At 60.6% G+C, this 15,814-nt stretch carries 17 protein-coding genes, 1 pseudogene and 1 riboswitch; of the genes and pseudogenes, 6 read left to right on the top strand and 12 right to left on the bottom strand.

Annotated features, from left to right (window positions below; translation table 11 throughout):
- Positions 1-82: 82 nt before the first annotated feature.
- The 5 genes and pseudogenes from QRN10_RS14425 to QRN10_RS14405 all read right to left on the bottom strand — a co-directional run bounded on the left by QRN10_RS14425 (position 83) and on the right by QRN10_RS14405 (position 4,263).
- Positions 83-1,135, bottom strand: coding sequence for a DUF1176 domain-containing protein (locus QRN10_RS14425; protein WP_181081488.1), 1,053 nt, complete (start codon positions 1,133-1,135; stop codon positions 83-85).
- A 185-nt stretch (positions 1,136-1,320) separates the two neighbouring features.
- A pseudogene (locus tag QRN10_RS14420) lies at positions 1,321-1,455 on the bottom strand (GNAT family N-acetyltransferase); the annotation flags it as partial.
- Between the two features lie 563 nt (positions 1,456-2,018).
- Positions 2,019-2,954, bottom strand: coding sequence for an SDR family NAD(P)-dependent oxidoreductase (locus QRN10_RS14415; RefSeq protein WP_266246186.1), 936 nt, complete (start codon positions 2,952-2,954; stop codon positions 2,019-2,021).
- Positions 2,955-3,123: 169 nt separating this feature from the next.
- The gene (locus tag QRN10_RS14410; RefSeq protein WP_181081491.1) at positions 3,124-3,684 is read right to left on the bottom strand and encodes a Crp/Fnr family transcriptional regulator; all 561 of its coding nucleotides are present in this window, start codon (positions 3,682-3,684) and stop codon (positions 3,124-3,126) included.
- A 126-nt stretch (positions 3,685-3,810) separates the two neighbouring features.
- A complete protein-coding gene (locus QRN10_RS14405; protein ID WP_285428592.1) occupies positions 3,811-4,263 on the bottom strand; it encodes a hypothetical protein in 453 nt (150 codons plus the stop codon).
- Positions 4,264-4,699: 436 nt separating this feature from the next.
- On the opposite strand from QRN10_RS14405, the gene QRN10_RS14400 reads away from it, so the two are divergent.
- Together QRN10_RS14400 and QRN10_RS14395 are read left to right on the top strand one after the other, a co-directional pair.
- A complete protein-coding gene (locus tag QRN10_RS14400; protein WP_094066784.1) occupies positions 4,700-4,999 on the top strand; it encodes a hypothetical protein in 300 nt (99 codons plus the stop codon).
- 132 nt (positions 5,000-5,131) lie between these two features.
- A complete protein-coding gene (locus QRN10_RS14395) occupies positions 5,132-5,365 on the top strand; it encodes a hypothetical protein (protein ID WP_253508584.1) in 234 nt (77 codons plus the stop codon).
- Here the strand turns inward: QRN10_RS14395 and QRN10_RS14390 are convergent.
- Together QRN10_RS14390 and QRN10_RS14385 are read right to left on the bottom strand one after the other, a co-directional pair.
- Positions 5,362-5,601, bottom strand: a complete 240-nt coding sequence (locus tag QRN10_RS14390; protein ID WP_285428591.1) for a DUF6124 family protein — start codon at positions 5,599-5,601, stop codon at positions 5,362-5,364. The two genes, QRN10_RS14395 and QRN10_RS14390, sit on opposite strands and share 4 nt — an antisense overlap.
- A gap of 359 nt (positions 5,602-5,960) precedes the next feature.
- On the bottom strand, positions 5,961-6,563 hold the full coding sequence (locus QRN10_RS14385) for an SEN1982 family lipoprotein (protein WP_253508580.1): 603 nt from the start codon (positions 6,561-6,563) through the stop codon (positions 5,961-5,963).
- A gap of 133 nt (positions 6,564-6,696) precedes the next feature.
- Here QRN10_RS14385 and QRN10_RS14380 point away from each other — a divergent pair, with 133 nt between their 5' ends.
- On the top strand, positions 6,697-7,269 hold the full coding sequence (locus QRN10_RS14380; RefSeq protein WP_285428590.1) for a nucleotidyltransferase family protein: 573 nt from the start codon (positions 6,697-6,699) through the stop codon (positions 7,267-7,269).
- On the opposite strand, the gene chrA is transcribed toward QRN10_RS14380, so the two are convergent.
- Positions 7,258-8,457 carry a chromate efflux transporter gene (gene chrA, locus QRN10_RS14375; RefSeq protein ID WP_285428589.1) on the bottom strand — a complete coding sequence of 400 codons (1,200 nt, stop codon included), beginning with the start codon at positions 8,455-8,457 and terminating at the stop codon, positions 7,258-7,260. The two genes, QRN10_RS14380 and chrA, sit on opposite strands and share 12 nt — an antisense overlap.
- A 186-nt stretch (positions 8,458-8,643) precedes the next feature.
- Here chrA and tspO point away from each other — a divergent pair, with 186 nt between their 5' ends.
- Positions 8,644-9,084: a tryptophan-rich sensory protein TspO gene (gene tspO, locus QRN10_RS14370; RefSeq protein ID WP_034099216.1), complete on the top strand. Its 441-nt coding sequence runs from the start codon at positions 8,644-8,646 to the stop codon at positions 9,082-9,084.
- The gene (locus tag QRN10_RS14365; protein ID WP_285428588.1) at positions 9,084-10,028 is read left to right on the top strand and encodes an alpha/beta hydrolase; all 945 of its coding nucleotides are present in this window, start codon (positions 9,084-9,086) and stop codon (positions 10,026-10,028) included. Before tspO ends, QRN10_RS14365 begins: the two co-directional genes overlap by 1 nt.
- Before the next feature lie 515 nt (positions 10,029-10,543).
- Here the strand turns inward: QRN10_RS14365 and QRN10_RS14360 are convergent.
- The 4 genes from QRN10_RS14360 to QRN10_RS14345 all read right to left on the bottom strand — a co-directional run bounded on the left by QRN10_RS14360 (position 10,544) and on the right by QRN10_RS14345 (position 14,606).
- Positions 10,544-11,308 (bottom strand): ABC transporter ATP-binding protein, encoded by a 765-nt coding sequence (locus QRN10_RS14360; RefSeq protein WP_181081499.1) that lies wholly within the window; start codon positions 11,306-11,308, stop codon positions 10,544-10,546.
- On the bottom strand, positions 11,305-12,321 hold the full coding sequence (locus QRN10_RS14355) for an iron chelate uptake ABC transporter family permease subunit (RefSeq protein ID WP_500126967.1): 1,017 nt from the start codon (positions 12,319-12,321) through the stop codon (positions 11,305-11,307). Before QRN10_RS14355 ends, QRN10_RS14360 begins: the two co-directional genes overlap by 4 nt.
- Entirely contained in the window at positions 12,318-13,328 is a 1,011-nt protein-coding gene (locus QRN10_RS14350; protein ID WP_253508568.1) for an ABC transporter substrate-binding protein, read from the bottom strand. Before QRN10_RS14350 ends, QRN10_RS14355 begins: the two co-directional genes overlap by 4 nt.
- 118 nt (positions 13,329-13,446) lie before the next feature.
- A riboswitch (cobalamin riboswitch) is annotated at positions 13,447-13,640 on the bottom strand.
- 36 nt (positions 13,641-13,676) lie between these two features.
- A complete protein-coding gene (locus QRN10_RS14345; RefSeq protein WP_285428587.1) occupies positions 13,677-14,606 on the bottom strand; it encodes a DNA/RNA non-specific endonuclease in 930 nt (309 codons plus the stop codon).
- Between the two features lie 133 nt (positions 14,607-14,739).
- On the opposite strand from QRN10_RS14345, the gene QRN10_RS14340 reads away from it, so the two are divergent.
- Positions 14,740-15,801: a M4 family metallopeptidase gene (locus tag QRN10_RS14340; RefSeq protein WP_181081502.1), complete on the top strand. Its 1,062-nt coding sequence runs from the start codon at positions 14,740-14,742 to the stop codon at positions 15,799-15,801.
- The last annotated feature ends 13 nt before the right edge of the window (positions 15,802-15,814 follow it).

Below are 15,814 nucleotides of genomic sequence, written 5' to 3'. Positions count from 1 at the left end.
CGATCTGGCGAGCATTCTCGCCTAAATGGGTGTCCGGTTTCATTAGACCACTACAGGCCTCCTTTGCGGGATATTCGCAGTATCAGCGACTTCCCTGGCTACGCCACAGCACAGGCCAATAAGCCTGGTCCAGCCCCATGCAAGGGATCATTTCAGCCGCATGCGTGAGCGTGAAACCGCTACCGTCGTAACGCCAGCGCAGCGTAGTACCACAACCGCCCATCCTCATCGCTCTTTCCTGACTGCTAAGTACACCCGTGGCCGGATCAAACTCTACGAAGCCCTGGGGCTCTCGTTCCGGCAGGTTTGGCACTTCGGCGATTAGCGCTGCGCGCGCCTGCTCTGGGTGGTCCAAGGGTGCTTGGTAAATACTGTAGAAGCAGTTGTAGCCCCCACAGCCGGTTTCGATGATCACTAGTGCTTGATCTGAACTCAAGGCGTAGGCGCTGGCTTTTGGCGTGATGTCTTCATTCAGATCTTCTTGCCAGTCCTTGCGCGTAGCAACGACCACGGCATCCGCGATCTGTTTTGCTTTGTCCGCAGTTAGCGCGGCAGGTGCCTGCCAAATTGGCGCTATCGGAGCGGCAGGGGCTGACGGCACGCTGCTAGCGGGCGCCGGGCCCTTGGAGATCAATGCGTCCTGCGTGCCGACCCGCCCCTGAACCGAGTCCATCAGCAACAGCGCCGCACTCATCCCGCTTAGCGATGCGTACGATTTGCCCTCCTTGACCGGCAGCACCAGGTAGTTCCCATTGCGCAACTCTGTGATCAGGGCTTGGGCTGACGAACCGTTGAGTGCATAAACCTCGGGGGTATCGCCTTCTTTCAGTTCGCCACGTTCAAATTGAGACTTCAGCGGTTTGTCATCAAGTGTTGGCTGGCCACGGGTTTCTGTATAGCTGAACACCCCGACATGCAAGGCGCCTTGCGGGCCGGCTTCACGTGTGACTCGTATGCTGAACGTTGAAAAGCCCGTGTCATCGCGCTCCTGCACGGCACTGATCGCCGTGCATGTTCGTGTGTTATCGCAGCCGATAATCCAGTCCTTGATGTCACGCGCCAACGGGACTTTCTCGGCAGCATGAACGCACCCAATGCCTGCCGCCAAAAGGAATGTGAAAATGCTACGTATCATCAGACAGACGCCTCTGTACAAGTAAGCGCCTATTAAGACAGAGTTTTTTGCTGATACCTATTGAATGGCCGTCAGTCACAACAGAATCGCCGCATTGAACAACCGGCGCTGCAAGTAGAAGCATGCAAACGGGGTGCGACCACATTTAAACAATGGGATCTGCCACCGACTCTGCCTTCAACCCACTAACACGCTGGGCCGCTCACCGTAAGATTGTGGCGGACATAATAATTGTCGAACTCACTGCTTTGGACGAACTGGAAACCATATCGGGTATAAAAACGATTCGAGGCGCTTTCTTTGAGGGCACTTACTTTAATCGACCTTGTGTCGAGGAAGTAGGCTTGGCGATGATCGTGCGAGCCGAGTTTTTCGGTGCCGATGGCACTCGCTATCTGGGATACGTGCACTGGAGTCTGATTGAACATATTAACCATCGACAACCCACGCTGTTCCTCAATGACGGCACAGTTGTTTCGTTCTGGGCAGGAATTGTTAAACCCATCCTGGGATGAAGCCTCAGATGAAGCGAAACGGATTTCTTTCCCCATCACATTTGAGTCTGAACCATTACTCGGGCTCACGCCGATGGTCGGCTTCTTGGAAGGGATGTATTACTTGGATAGCAATGACCAGATTTCTTGCGTTTCGATGGGTGAAAGGCGAGGACGGTAACTACCCTCATCTGGTTTACAGCAGTGACTGATGCGGCAAAAAAGCCAGCGCGAGTCGCCTGGTTCTGACCGCTTTCTGACCGTGGTGACCGGCAAAAATCGACCCCATAGCTGCCCTTAGCGAAGAGCAGCTACCGCCATAAAGCTGCTGTTGGGGTCTGGGGTGCATTGTCGAGAAGCAAGCAAAGGGGACGCTCGATGCCTAGGGCCTATTCGCCCTTGGCCATTTCAACTCTCCCCATCTCCAACGCTCCGCTGAGCAGCACTGCATTTCGTACACGGGCGGGAAGGATAGTGACAAGGGCTGCCATTAGACCGTGTCGCCAATGGCCATGAGATGAGAGTGTGTGGCCTAAATGAGACAGCGCTGCGCTGGCAGCCAATTCTGCTGGAATGGTAATGGCAGCTGGTTCTGTGCCTGCTGCCATAGCTGTCGCCATGACGGTGGGCTGAAAGGACAAAACGTCGAGTTGATCTGAATACTCAAATGCCAGCGGAACAGTGAGATGATCAACGAAAGCCTTGCAGGCTCCATAGATCTGCGTACCCGGCCAATAAAAGCGTCCCACAATGGAGCCTACGTTCAGAAGCGCCGCACGTCTTCCTGTCGAGGAGCTGTGCCTGAGAAGTCCAGGCAGCAACGTATGGGTCACGATAGCGGTGGTACTGACATTCACAGCCAGCAAACGGCGTAGAGTTGCAGTCGGCACATCCGCATAACGCCGATGTACTGTGGTGCCTACACAGTTGATCAGCACCGAGAGATCAACATCCTCTGCGGCGGCGGCCAGGGCTTGATAGGTGTGTGGCGCCGAATCCGACAGGTCAAGCGCGATAGTTCTAACTTGAACCCCCAACTCCTGCAACTCGCTCTGGAGGCGATCAAGTTTGGACTGGGTACGTGCTGCCAAGATCAGGTTAAAGCCGCAGTGGGCTAATTCGCGGGCGAAAGCTTTACCCAAACCGTCGCTGGCACCAGTGATGAATGCCCAGCTTCCTTTACCGTAGCGTTTGGCTAAAGATTCGCCGTTGAATCGCGCTGGTAGCCAGAGGTAGATCCAAAGCCAGCGTGCTAACTTGACTAATGCCCAAGTCAGAAATGCTGCGCCGGAAATCTGCAGTACAGCCAGTAAATTCAATGCCATCGAGATACCTCCAGAAGTGGATGGATGCTTGAAAAGTCTCATCGCTACTGTGGTAACCAAGGGCAGCGGGCTATGTCGAAACATCAGCCCGTTAGCTGCCGCAGATTGGTCAGAGCAGTGGTGAAGGCCAATCGTGCTTCTCTGGCGTTATGTTGTCATTTACATATGTTCAGATGCCGGTTTTGTCTGCGCTCGCTTTCAGCTTTCGCCGAATTCGGCTCAAGTGAACTGGGGTCACCCCCAAATAACCTGCAAGCACGTGCATGGGAATTCTTGCCAATCGATCTGGCTGAGTGGAAAGCATGCCCAGATATCGTTCTGTAGGGGTTTGCGAGATGGCACTGGTGTAGAGCTTGATGTAGTCGACCAGTCGCAACTGCGTGAGTGCCAGCAACTGAGTCTGCAAGATTGGTTTCGAAAGGGTGTGCGCCAGAACGGTGTCCCGGTCTAGCACGCATAGGTGGCACGCTTCCATCGTGATAATTTCCAACTCGCTTGGACAGCCGCTAACCAGGCTCTCCAGAGAGCTTACGACCTCGCCCTCAAAAAAGAATTGGACGCTGGTATCCGTTCCTTCTGCGTCGCGCACGCAGATCCGCACTGCACCAGCTTTGATGAGGTAGAGGTTTTTAGCGAAGTCACCCGACCGTAATAGGGCATGGTTGGCCTCTATGTGGAGGTGTTTGCCGTACGTTAGGAAGAAGTCGCCTAGGACAGTGTCTAGTTGCATGAACGCAGTACCGCACAAGGAATGGGGGCGCCGGTGTCGACAGGCCGCTTCTGGCGATTTCTGCCTGTCACGACCGATAGCTGTAGGTCGACTGACGCCGGTCAGGCCAGCGTCGTTCGTCGCTATTTAGGAGCCATTTGGTGTGGAGTGTAAGAATTTACCGCCTTTAGCTTCCACTGCCGAGCGAACGGCCTCGGAGTCTGATTTAGAACCGATGAATGCAAGTTGTAATTTAGGAAGCATAGTTGTTGTATTATTTAAAGCCGAAATAGCTGAGTTAGCTGCAAAAGAACTATTAACTCCTGAGATGGCGACACGAACTTCAGCTTCGCTTGCAGGGGCAATTATTTGGTGGATGCTTGAAACAATCGGAGAGTCTAGACCTGCACTTCCGATAAGGGCGGAAGCCATCGCTCCAGAGATAGCGTTATCAGCTGCGGGAATCCAGATTAAATTGAATTTTTGTTGCTCAAACAAAATTGCCGCAGATTGTGCAGCTTGCTGTGGCGATTGGCTCACAGCTGTAGCGCATCCTGCTAATGTAAATAATAAAAGTGTGAGTGCTATAACAATTTTCATGATTGCTCCTGATTATTTATTAGTCGACACTACTGCCGCGGTTTTGCTGAATGCATGTGGTGTAACTTTCCATAGCGACACGTGACCTCTTGATTATCCTGAAAATTGATTTTCTAATCGCGAGATTAAACGTAAAAGCGCGGCAGTGATAGACGCATCATTACTGATGCAGTAATAGCCTGTCCACGGTCTGCATCTGGACGATTACTGCCCGTCACAAAGAGCTTTATCTGCATACGGTCCTTTGTGAGTCAACCTATCAAGTCAGTGTTGGTTCACCCTGGACTCTTCTTCCTCGCCCCCGCAATTGCTGCCCGTTCAACCCTGAACCAGACCGCAGTTCAACACCATAGGTCCGGTCGACCCGCCGATGCGTGGAACGACCCGCTGTGCCTTTCAGTCTACCTGTACCTATTCATCGGTAAGGTACGGCGTAATGGATAAGACAATCACCGTGGACCAACTGGCGACCACTGACCTCAGATCGGTCAACGAGATCTGGCTCGGCGACACGCATACGCAGCTGTGTCTATGGCGTGGTGAGCAAGTGTTCACCCACGAGATGCTCAGTGAGGGAACCCACGATCAGAATGTTCGGCGCCTGTGCTTGCAACTGGTCGATCCTGACGATCAGGCTGCGGTGGCCCGTGTTGAGGTGATCGTGCGCGAACGGCTGGTAAAAATGGGCAAGGAGGGCGAGTTTTATCCGGCGCAAGAGGCGGACACTTATCAGTAATCGCGCTGCCGCTGAGCAAGTGGGCGGGCCGGTCATGGCCGAAACCGGCCCATCACGCCTGCAATCGGTCTACCATGCACGCCCCGGCAGTGGTTCCACGCGCTACCGTTCTTTTCCTCAATAGGTACCGCAATGTCCATCGAGCACATTTCCCTCCCCAAAGGCGTCGGCCCGCAGGCCGTCAAGCTTCTTGACGCCATTACCGGCGCCGCTACCCATGAAGAACTCAACCGCGCCGGGGGTAAAGCCGAAGGGTTTGTGCTTGGGCTGGAAGCCAGCAAAGCGATCAAGAGCCAGGTCGCCGAGTCGTTGTATGTGGCTTACGACGACGCGGCGAGCCATCGGGCGGATGAGTTGAAAGGTTAAGCCGAGCAGGGCGCTTCGCGGTCGAGGAGGCGGGCGGTGAGCAGTACGCCGAGTTCGCTCAGTTGGTGGATGGCCAGGGCGATGTCGCGGTGTTTGCCGCTGAGGTCTTCGGACAGGTCGAGCAGCAGTGTGCTGACGCTGGTGAAGGTTTCGTAGCTGTTGGTGATGAGGCTTTCGGTGCTGGCGTCGGGGGTGACGCTAAAAAGATGGGGTGAATCTGGCGTGACTTTGTACATACAAGATATCCCGAATGATGCCGTCACCTTGTCGCTACTAAACGATGGGTGGCAGCTGTACGCAGGTTAGTAGACCGGTGGATATCTAAAGCCGGCGCGCCCGGAGGCGCCCTACGCACAGCCACCATCAAGTTCAGACGCAATGTCTGAATGATGAAGTTCATGCACTTTTCAATACCCAACTCAGGCTACTAAACCCGATCCCTGAGAAATTCAGCGACCGGGCAACCTTAGAGACGGCCACCCCAGCGCACAAGCCGGCGGATTCTGACGCAGGCGTAGGCAAGGGAGCAAGGCGTCGCAGGGTATTCGGATTTTGCCTTCAGACGATTTTCGCCAACACCGTCCAAATGCTCCGATCAGAACCCCTGGCTGACGCTGACACCGCGCATGATGGAAAACCTGGGGTCGATCAGCTTGAGGCCCTGTTCACCTTTCACGCGGCCGACCGTCACGTGGTAAGTCTTGGGCGCTTCGGAAAGGTTTTCCGGGTGGCGCGTGAGTTTTGCCAGGGCCGGGGTTTTGGCCCAGGCGGCCACGGGCATCTGGCGGATGTCTAGGGTGACCACCCAGGATTTGTCCACGGCGGCGCCCATTGGGTCGGGGTTGGGGCTGATGTCCTTGATCTTGGCGATTTCGTAGCCTTTGGAATAGCAGAAGCCCGGTGCTTGTTCGGTGTAGGCCGTGCGGCCGGCTTCGGTGAGGCTGTAGGTTTTGTCGCTTTTGGCCAATAGGCCGGCGTCGACCAGGGCGTCGAACGCCGGTGCGTTGCCGCTGGAAACGGCGGCGCTGAAGCCTTCGCTCAAGGTGACCGGGAAGCTTTTGAACATTGGCGCGCTGACGCAGGCAGGGCCTTGCAGCTGGGGTTGGAGCGCCGTTTGAATGTCCGTGTCGGACGGGCTGTCGCTGCAGGCGGTGAGCAGCAGGGCGCTGGCGGCGAGGGCCATGGCGTTGAGTCGCATCGTTTTATCCTTGACGATTGAGGGCGGGTCGGCACTGAGACTGTCACGTTGAGTAAATGTTTCCGCCATTTACAGCGGTGCATTATTGTGGCCGCCTTCGCCTGAATAAGCACCGTCGTCCGCAGGAGCGCCCATGACATTGACCGTCGACACGTTTATCTCCCTGGCCATGGCCAACCCCCTCAATGCAGAAATCACTGCACGCCTACCCGACCTGGGTGTGGCGCAGTGCATGCTCACGGCGGGCTGCCTGTTCCAGGCGGTGTGGAACCATCAGGCGAATCGACCGGCCGATCAGGGGGTGAAGGACTACGACGTTTTTTACTTCGACCCAGACCTGTCCTACGAAGCTGAGGACGCGGTGATTCGCGCGGCGCAGGCGTTGTTCAAGGACTTGGGGGTGAATGTCGAGGTCAGGAATCAGGCGCGGGTTCACCTGTGGTATGGCCAGCGTTTCGGTCGGCCTTATCCACAGTTGCACTCGGCCCGCGACGGCGTGGATCGTTACTTGGTGGCCGGCACCTGCATCGCTTTGGAGGTGGCGACGGGCGAGTTGTATGCGCCTTACGGGTTGCAGGATGTGGCCGAGGGCGTGCTTCGCATCAACCCGTTGCACTCGGAACCCACGTTGTTTGCGCAAAAGGCCCTTAGTTATCAGGCGCGCTGGCCCTGGCTCAGGATCGTCGCGCCCGGTTCAGCCGCGTAGGCCACCCAGCACGGCGCAACCTGCCACCACCAGCCACGGCGGCAGCTTCCAGGCCATCAGGGCGACGAGTGCGAGTAACGCCAGGGCAAGGTCGTACAGGTTGAAGATCGCGCTGGTCCACACCGGGTGGTACAGCGCCGCCAGCAACAGGCCAACCACCGCCGCGTTGACCCCCGCCAACGCGGCCTGGGTGCGTGGGCTGTGGCGCAGGCTTTGCCAGAAGGGCAGGGCGCCGAAGATCAGCAAGAAGGATGGCGCGAAGATCGCCAGCAGGCACACCACGCCGCCCAGCCAGCCGCTGGGGGCTTGGTTCATTGAGGCGCCCAGGAAGGCCGCGAAGGTGAAGAGCGGCCCCGGCACGGCTTGTGCGGCACCGTAGCCGGCGAGGAAGACGTCATTGCTCAGCCACTGCGGCGCTACTACTTCGGCTTGCAGCACCGGCAGCACCACATGGCCGCCGCCGAATACCAGCGCGCCGCTGCGGTAGAAGGCGTCCACCAGCGCCAGGCTGTGATGGGGCAGCCCATGCGCCAGCGCCGGCAGGCCCACCAGCAGCACGGCAAACAGCAGTAACCACAAGGCCCCGGCGCGTCGGCTGAGGGGGATGGGCAGTGCGTCGGGTTCAGTGGCCAGTGCAGGTTTGAATAGCACCAGACCGGCCAATCCAGCGGCGGCAATCACGCCCACCTGCGCCCACGCCGAGGGTTGCCACAGTACTGCTGCGGCCGCGAGCAGCATCAGCAGCACCCGCGTTACGCCCCGGCACAGGTTGCGCGCCATGCCCCACACGGCTTGGGCGACCACCGCCACCGCGACCACCTTGAGGCCATGCAGCACACCGGCGGGCACGGCCGTACCGTAGTGGGCCAAGCCCAAGGCAAACAGGATCAGCAGCAGCGCCGACGGCAACGTAAACCCGGCCCACGCCGCCGCCGCGCCGCCGTAACCGGCGCGGGTCAGGCCCAGGGCGATGCCGACCTGGCTGCTGGCCGGGCCGGGCAGGAACTGGCACAGGGCGACCAGTTCGGCATAGCTGCGCTCGCTCAGCCAGCGCCGCCGGGTCACGAACTCCTCGCGAAAATACCCCAGGTGCGCAATCGGGCCGCCGAACGAGGTGAGCCCCAGGCGCAGGAAAATCAGGAACACCGCCCAGGGGCTGCTGTGTCGATCGCTGATGGGGTCGGTCAAGATTGGTCTCTCGGGCGGGTGGAGTGAAGGCACGGTAATCAATTTTAATGACGGCTGAAAGCGAGGGATCCGACGCGAATTTCCGACCCGCATTGAATTTATGCGCGCCTGCTTGAGTCATTTGAAGCATGCAGACCGCTTGGTTTTCTTTCCACTCGCCCCGCTGACCTCAGCCAAGGACCGACGATGACCTTCTTTATCTTCCTGCTCGCCTGCGCCGCCGCCGCCAGTACCGGCATTATTTTCAAGCCCGGCGCATGGTACGACTCTCTGGTTAAACCGAGCTTCACACCGCCCAATTGGTTGTTTCCGGTGGCGTGGACGATCATCTATCTGCTGCTGGCCTGGGCCGGTTATCGCTTGAGCCTGATCCCCGGCAGCCAGATGGTATTGGCGCTGTGGGCGGCGCAGATTGCCTTGAATACCTTGTGGACCCCGGTGTTTTTCGGTGCCCACCGGCTGTTGGCGGGCATGGTGATTATCGTGCTGCTCTGGCTTACTGTCGCCGCGATGGTGGTGCTGGCCGTGCGCCTGGACCTGCTCACCGGCTTGATGCTGTTCCCGTACCTGGCGTGGCTGTGTGTAGCGGCGGCGTTGAATTTTTCGATCCTGCGTAATAACCGCTGATGGCCCTGCAGCCATGGCCCGCCAGTGCGACCGAACTGGCCCAGATGCGCCGCTTCAATCAGAAACTGGGGTGGATGCCGCGCTTCAAGATCCGCAATCGCGTCACGCCGCGCGTGTTGCAGACGTTGTTGCGCATCAGCCAGAAAATCAAGAAAGGCCCAGCCGCTGAAACCCGCTTGATCCGCCAGGACGGCATTCAAGTGCCGGTGCGCATCCTGCGTCCCAGCGGCCCGCCCAAGGGCGTGGTACTGGATATTCACGGCGGCGGCTGGGTGATCGGCAATGCGCAAATGGACGACGACCTCAACCTGGGCATGGTGCGCGCCTGCGACGTGACCGTGGTGTCGGTGGACTATCGGTTGGCGGTCGACACACCGGTCCAGGGCTTGATGCAGGACTGCCTGGCCGCCGTGCGTTGGCTGCTCGGTGAGCCGGAGTTTGCCGGGTTGCCGGTGATTGTCGTCGGGGAATCGGCCGGCGGGCACCTGGCGGCCGCGACGCTTCTTGCATTGAAACAATGGCCGGCGCTGCTCGAACGGATCAGCGGCGCGGTGCTGTATTACGGCGTGTACGACCTCACCGGCAGCCCCAGCGTGCGGGCGGCAGGCCCCGATACGTTGCTGCTGGACGGGCCAGGGATGGTGGACGCCTTGCGCCTGCTGACGCCGGGGCTGAGCGATGACCAGCGTCGGCAGCCACCTTTATCGCCTTTGTACGGTGATGTGGAGGGAATGCCGCCGGCCTTGATGTTCGTCGGCGAGCTGGACCCGCTGCTGGACGACACGCGGTTGCTCGCCGAACGCTGGCCGCAGGCGCAGGCGCACTTGCTGCCGGAATCGGCCCACGGGTTTATTCACTTTCCGGTGGGCATGGCGGATGCGGTATTGGGGTATAGCCGACAGTGGATCAGCGGTTGCCTCACTAGGGAACAGTCTTCGCTCTAACACCGCGCATCACATCGATAGTGGGCCTGACGACTCTTTTCGTGGTGAGTCGACGTGATGTGATGAGCGGTTTTTTGTGGTGAGCAGGCTTGCCCTGCGTTGGGCTGCGAAGCAGCCCCACTCCAGACAATGTGGTTTCATCTGACACTCCGAGGTGCCTGGGTTTGGGGCCGCTTCGCAGCCCAGCGCGGGCGGTGCGACGATTCGACAAGCCCGCTCACCACAACAAACCTATCCACCAACCATATAGAGCAATCCCCAGAATCCGCCCCACGTCGACGTGATGTGATGAGCGGTTTTTTGTGGTGAGCAGGCTTGTCCTGCGCTGGGCCGCGAAGCGGCCCCACTCCAGACAATGTGGTTTCATCTGACACTCCGAGGTGCCTGGGTTTGGGGCCGCTTCGCAGCCCAGCGCGGGCGGTGCGACGATTCGACAAGCCCGCTCACCACAACAAGCCTATCCACCAACCATATAGAGCAACCCCCAGAATCCGCTCCACGCCCTGGCTGTCTTATCAGTTGGACCGCAACCGCAGTATCTGCGCCCCATCGACCGGGTCGGTCAGGTAGTGCGCCTGCACGCCAAAGGTGTCTTGCAGGCGTTGCGGGGTGAGCACCTCCAGCGGTTTGCCCAGCGCCACCAGGCGCCCGCGATCCAGCACGGCGAGGCGGTCGCAGGTCAGGGCCTGGTTGAGGTCATGCAGGGCGATCAGGGTGGTCACCGGCAGCGCTTGCACGCCTTTGAGGATCGCCAGTTGGTGCTGGATGTCCAGGTGATTGGTCGGTTCGTCCAGCAGCAGGATCCGGGGCCGTTGCGCCAGGGCGCGGGCGATGTGTACGCGTTGGCGTTCGCCGCCGGACAGGCTGCGCCAGGCGCGCTGGCTCAGGTGGGTGGCGTCCACGTCGACGAGGGCCTGGCGCACGATGGCGTCGTCCTCGGCGGCCCACGGGCTCAGCGCCGACAGCCAGGGCGTGCGGCCCAGGGCCACGGCGTCGAACACGCGAATGGCGTCGTCGGTGTCGGCCTGCTGTTCCACCACCGCCAGTTGCTGGGCGATGGCGCGGCGCGACAGGTCGCCCAGGCGCTGTTCGCCCAAGCGTACTTCGCCCCTGGACGGCGTGCGCAGGCCGGCGAGCAATTTGAGCAGGGTGGACTTGCCGGAGCCGTTCGGGCCGACGATGCCCAGGGTTTCACCCAAAGCCACCTGCAGATCGATCCCGCGCAGCAGCTCGGCGTCACGCACCTTGAAGCCCAGCGCCGTGCAGCTCAACACCGTCATCGCGCGTTCCTCCGGCCGACCAGGATCAGCGCAAACACCGGCGCACCCACCAGCGCCGTGACCACGCCGACCGGAATCACCTGGCCCTTGATCAAGGTGCGCGACAGCACATCGGCGGCGATCAGGAACAGCGCGCCGCCCAACGCACTGGCCGGCAGCAGGCGCGAGTGTCCGGTGCCGAGCAGCAGGCGCACGGCGTGGGGGATCACCAGGCCGACAAAGCCGATGGAACCCACAATCGACACCATCACCGCCGTGACCAGCGCCGCGCAGCCCACCAGCACGATCTGCACCCGCCGCACCGGGATGCCCAGGGACGCCGCCGAGTCGCTGCCGAAGGTGAACGCATCCAGCGCGCGACGATGCCACAGGCACACCGCCAACCCCAGCAGCGCCACCGGCACCGCCAGCCACACCGACGGCCAGCGCACGCCGCTGAGGTTGCCCAGCAGCCAGAACAGAATGCCGCGCGCCTGTTCGGAACTGGCCGATTTGGTGATCAGGTACGCGGTAAGGGCATTGAACAGCTGCGAGCCGGCAATGCCCGCGAGGATGATCTGGCCGGTGCCGCTGGACGAACCGCTGGCGCGCGCAAGCAGAATCACCAGGGCAAATGCCGCCATCGCGCCGACGAATGCGCCGGCCGAGAGCGACACCAGTCCACCGCCCACGCCCATCAGCGCCACCAGCACCGCGCCGGTCGAGGCGCCGGCGCTGATGCCCAGCAAGTACGGGTCGGCCAACGGATTACGCAGCAGCGATTGCAGGATCACCCCGCACGTGGCCAGCCCCGCACCACAGGCGGCGGCGACCAGGGCGCGGGTCAGGCGGTAGTTCCACACCACGCCTTCATCAATGGGGTCGAGCACATAACCTGCGTGCCACAGTTTGTTGGCGAGCACCTGCAACACCACCTGGGGTTCGATGGCGGTTTCGCCGATGGCTACCCCGGCGAGTACCGCAGCGAGCAGCAGCGCCAGGGCGAGGAGGGTGCGCAGCAGGCTGGCAGTCATTGCGGCAGGTCGTAGCCGTCGATGGCGCCGGCCAGCTGTTCCAGGCCATCGAAGGTGCGTACGCTGGCCTGCAAGGCCAGGGCGTCGAGGATGATGATGCGGTTGTGTTTCACCGCGTCCATGTTGCGCGTGACCGGGTCGCTGCGCAGGAAAGCGAGTTTCTTTTCATGGTCGTCGGCGGGGTAGCGACGGCGGTCCATGCGGGCGATCACCAGGAAGGTCGGGTTGGCCTTGGCGATGGTTTCCCAGCCGACGGCGGGCCACTCTTCGTCGGACTGCACCACGTTGCGCAGGCCCAGGGTTTGCAGCATGAACTCGGGCACGCCCTTGTGCCCGGCCACGTACGGGTCGCTGGCCATCTCGGAACTGGAGAACCACACCAACGCGCTGGCCTGCTTGAGGCCCTTGCCCTGGGCCGTGGCGACGGCCTTGGCCAGGCGCGCCTTGAGGCTGTCGTTCAGTTGCTGGCCACGGTCCTGGACGTCGAAGATGGCCGCCAATTGGCTGATGCTTTTGTAAATGGTGTCGATGCGAAACGGCTCCAGCCGCGTGCCGTCGGCGCCCACCAGGTTGTCCTTGCCTTCGCAGTCGGAGGGCAGCAGGTAAGTCGGGATGTTCAGCTCATGAAACTGTTCGCGGGTGCCCACCACGCCCTGGGGGCCGACCACCCATTCCAGCTCGGCGGCCACCAGTTGCGGACGCTTGGCGATCACCGCCTCGAAGCTCGGTTCGTTATTGGCCAGGCGCTCGATGGTGTCGTTCTGCGCCTTGAACTGCGGCAGCACCGGGTTGAACCACAGCGACGTGCCGACCACCTTGTCGCCCACGCCGAGGGTGTAAAGCATCTCGGTGGCGGTCTGGCCGATGGTCACGCTGCGCGCGGGCGCCTGGGCAAAGGTCAGCGTGCTGCCGCAGTTCTGCACCGTCAGCGGGTAGTGAGTGGGCGCGGCGTGAGCCAGGGTGGCCAGGCCGAAGCCGGCGAGCAGGGCGGTAGCGCGTGGCAGCATGGGGCGTTCTCCGTGTGGACCGTACGTGCAACGGGGGAGGTACGCTCATGGAAACACGCCCTTGAACACCGGCGCCAAGGGCCGGGCAAGGAGGTCCTTCCCGGACACCCCGCCGGTTAGTGATCTTGCTGGGCCGGCAGGTCTCCTGACTGATGCGTCATCGCCACGCTCCAGCCTTCCCGGACGCGTCCAGTGGCAGTGGGGAGCAGGCTCGGCACCTACAGTTGCGGGGGCAGTTCCGATTGGCGCGGGTGTACCGCGCTTCGGATTCCCTATTAGTCCCGTTCGGGAACCGGCGCGGTATGGTAGTCGATCAGGGCGAGGCGATATAGCCCGAAGAGCGCCCGGTCACAGACGAATGTCCTGCGGGCCGCGGATCAGCGTCTCGATTCGCGTGCCGGTGGCGCGCTCTTCGTTGCTGAAACCGTCATAGTCGGCCAGGTTGGCGAAGCGGATACCGGTCAGTTGTTCGATCTGGATCACACTGCGTCGGTAGGTGCGCAGTGGGCCGAACACCAGATCGAGCTGCCCCAGCTCACGGCTTTGGTCGATCATGTAGGCGCTGGCGGAAGGCTTGCCGTCGTCGCCCAGATAGGCCACCACTTTCCAGAAGGCCTTGGGGATTTTAACGCCACGGTAGACGCGGTCGTCGTCGGCGAACACCGGGCCGGTGAATACCGTCGCCCGGGCTTTCCAGCGCTGGGTGTTGTCCAGGATGTAGTCCTCCAGTTCCAGCCAGGTCTTCTGGTTGAAGCCGCTCATCTGCGGTGAGCAGTTGGTGAAATGGAAGGTGTCGAAATTGGCCGTGTTCGCCTCGTCGCCCCAATTGGGGTCCTGGCGCCGCACCAGGTGGCCACGGTCCAGGCCGTTGCCGGCATAAAGGTCTTCGCCGATCTGCGCGGCGATCGGCAGGCGGCCATCGTAGGCCCAGGTATCGTTGCTGCGCACGATATCCACGTGGTGTTCGCCGTCGATATTGACGCCCACATAAAGTGCCAGTCGCCGCGAGCGCGACAGGGTGATCGAAAAATGCGTGTAGTCCAGGCGCCCGGGCTGCACGTCGTCGGCGATTGAATCGTCGACCGTGGGCCACGGCACTGCGAAGCTGCTGAGAAAGTCCTCGGCATAACCGCGACGGTCCTTGAAATCCTTGGCGGCGGTGACGCGCGCGGTCGCGGCCCTGGCCTCAAGGAGGCTCGGGCCGGGCGCGACCAGCGGGCGCAGGTCGGCGAGGCGTGGGCGGTGTGACAGGTCGATTGTGGCTTTACGTGCGGGCATGAGCGATTCCTTGCGGGCCTTGGGTAAATACTACTGCAACACAGATTCATGACAATTTGGGCCAGGCAGTGTCCGCAAGGCTATGCTGGAACGGTCAACCGGATATTCACCACACGCCTTATGGAGCAAGCCTATGTGTGTTCACCCTAGCCGCAATCCGATTTTCTGCCTGATCCCGCCGTACATGCTCGACCAGATCGCACGCCACGGCGATAAAGCGCAACGGGAAAATGCCCTGCGCACGCGTGCCAAGGACAGCACATTCCGTTCGCTGCGCATGCTTGCAGTGCCTGCCAAAGGCCCGGCGCACATGGCGCTGGCCATGGGCGCGGGTAAAAGGCGGTCGATCTACACCGCCGAAGGCTCCGATAGCCTGCCGGGCAAGCTGGTCCGAGGCGAAGGGCAGCCCGCCAGTGGCGATGCGGCCGTGGACGAAGCCTACGACGGCCTGGGCGCCACCTTCGATTTTTTCGATGAGGTATTCGACCGCAATTCCATCGATGACGCCGGCATGGCTCTGGACGCCACGGTTCACTTTGGCAAGGATTACAACAACGCATTCTGGAATTCGGCCCAGATGGTATTTGGCGATGGCGACCAGCAGTTGTTCAACCGCTTCACCGTGGCGCTCGATGTGATTGGTCATGAGCTGGCCCATGGTGTCACCGAAGATGAAGCCAAGTTGATGTACTTCAATCAATCCGGTGCGTTGAACGAGTCGCTGTCGGACGTGTTCGGTTCGTTGATCAAACAGTACGCGTTGAAGCAAAAGGCAGAAGACGCCGACTGGTTGATCGGCCAGGGGTTGTTTACCAGCAAAATCAAAGGCACGGCCCTGCGTTCGATGAAGGCCCCCGGCACTGCATTTGACGACAAACTGCTGGGCAAGGACCCGCAACCGGGGCATATGGACGACTTTGTGCAAACCTACGACGATAACGGGGGCGTGCATATCAACTCCGGTATCCCCAATCATGCGTTCTATCAAGTCGCCACCCGGATTGGCGGGTTTGCCTGGGAACGCGCGGGGCGCATCTGGTACGACGCGTTGCGCGATGCGCGACTGCGACCCAATTCCGGGTTCCTGCGCTTTGCGCGTATTACTTATGATGTTGCCGCCCGACTGTACGGCGAGAACAAGGAGGAGCACAAAGCAGTCAAGGAAGGCTGGAAAGCGGTCGGCATTAATGTCTGACAAACCGCCTGGG

The organism is Pseudomonas sp. lyk4-R2A-8 (assembly GCF_030209095.1).
GTDB classification, from domain to species: Bacteria; Pseudomonadota; Gammaproteobacteria; order Pseudomonadales; family Pseudomonadaceae; genus Aquipseudomonas; species Aquipseudomonas quebecensis.
Note: the sequence above shows the minus strand (reverse complement) of the source record. Positions and strands in the feature narration are given on the sequence as shown.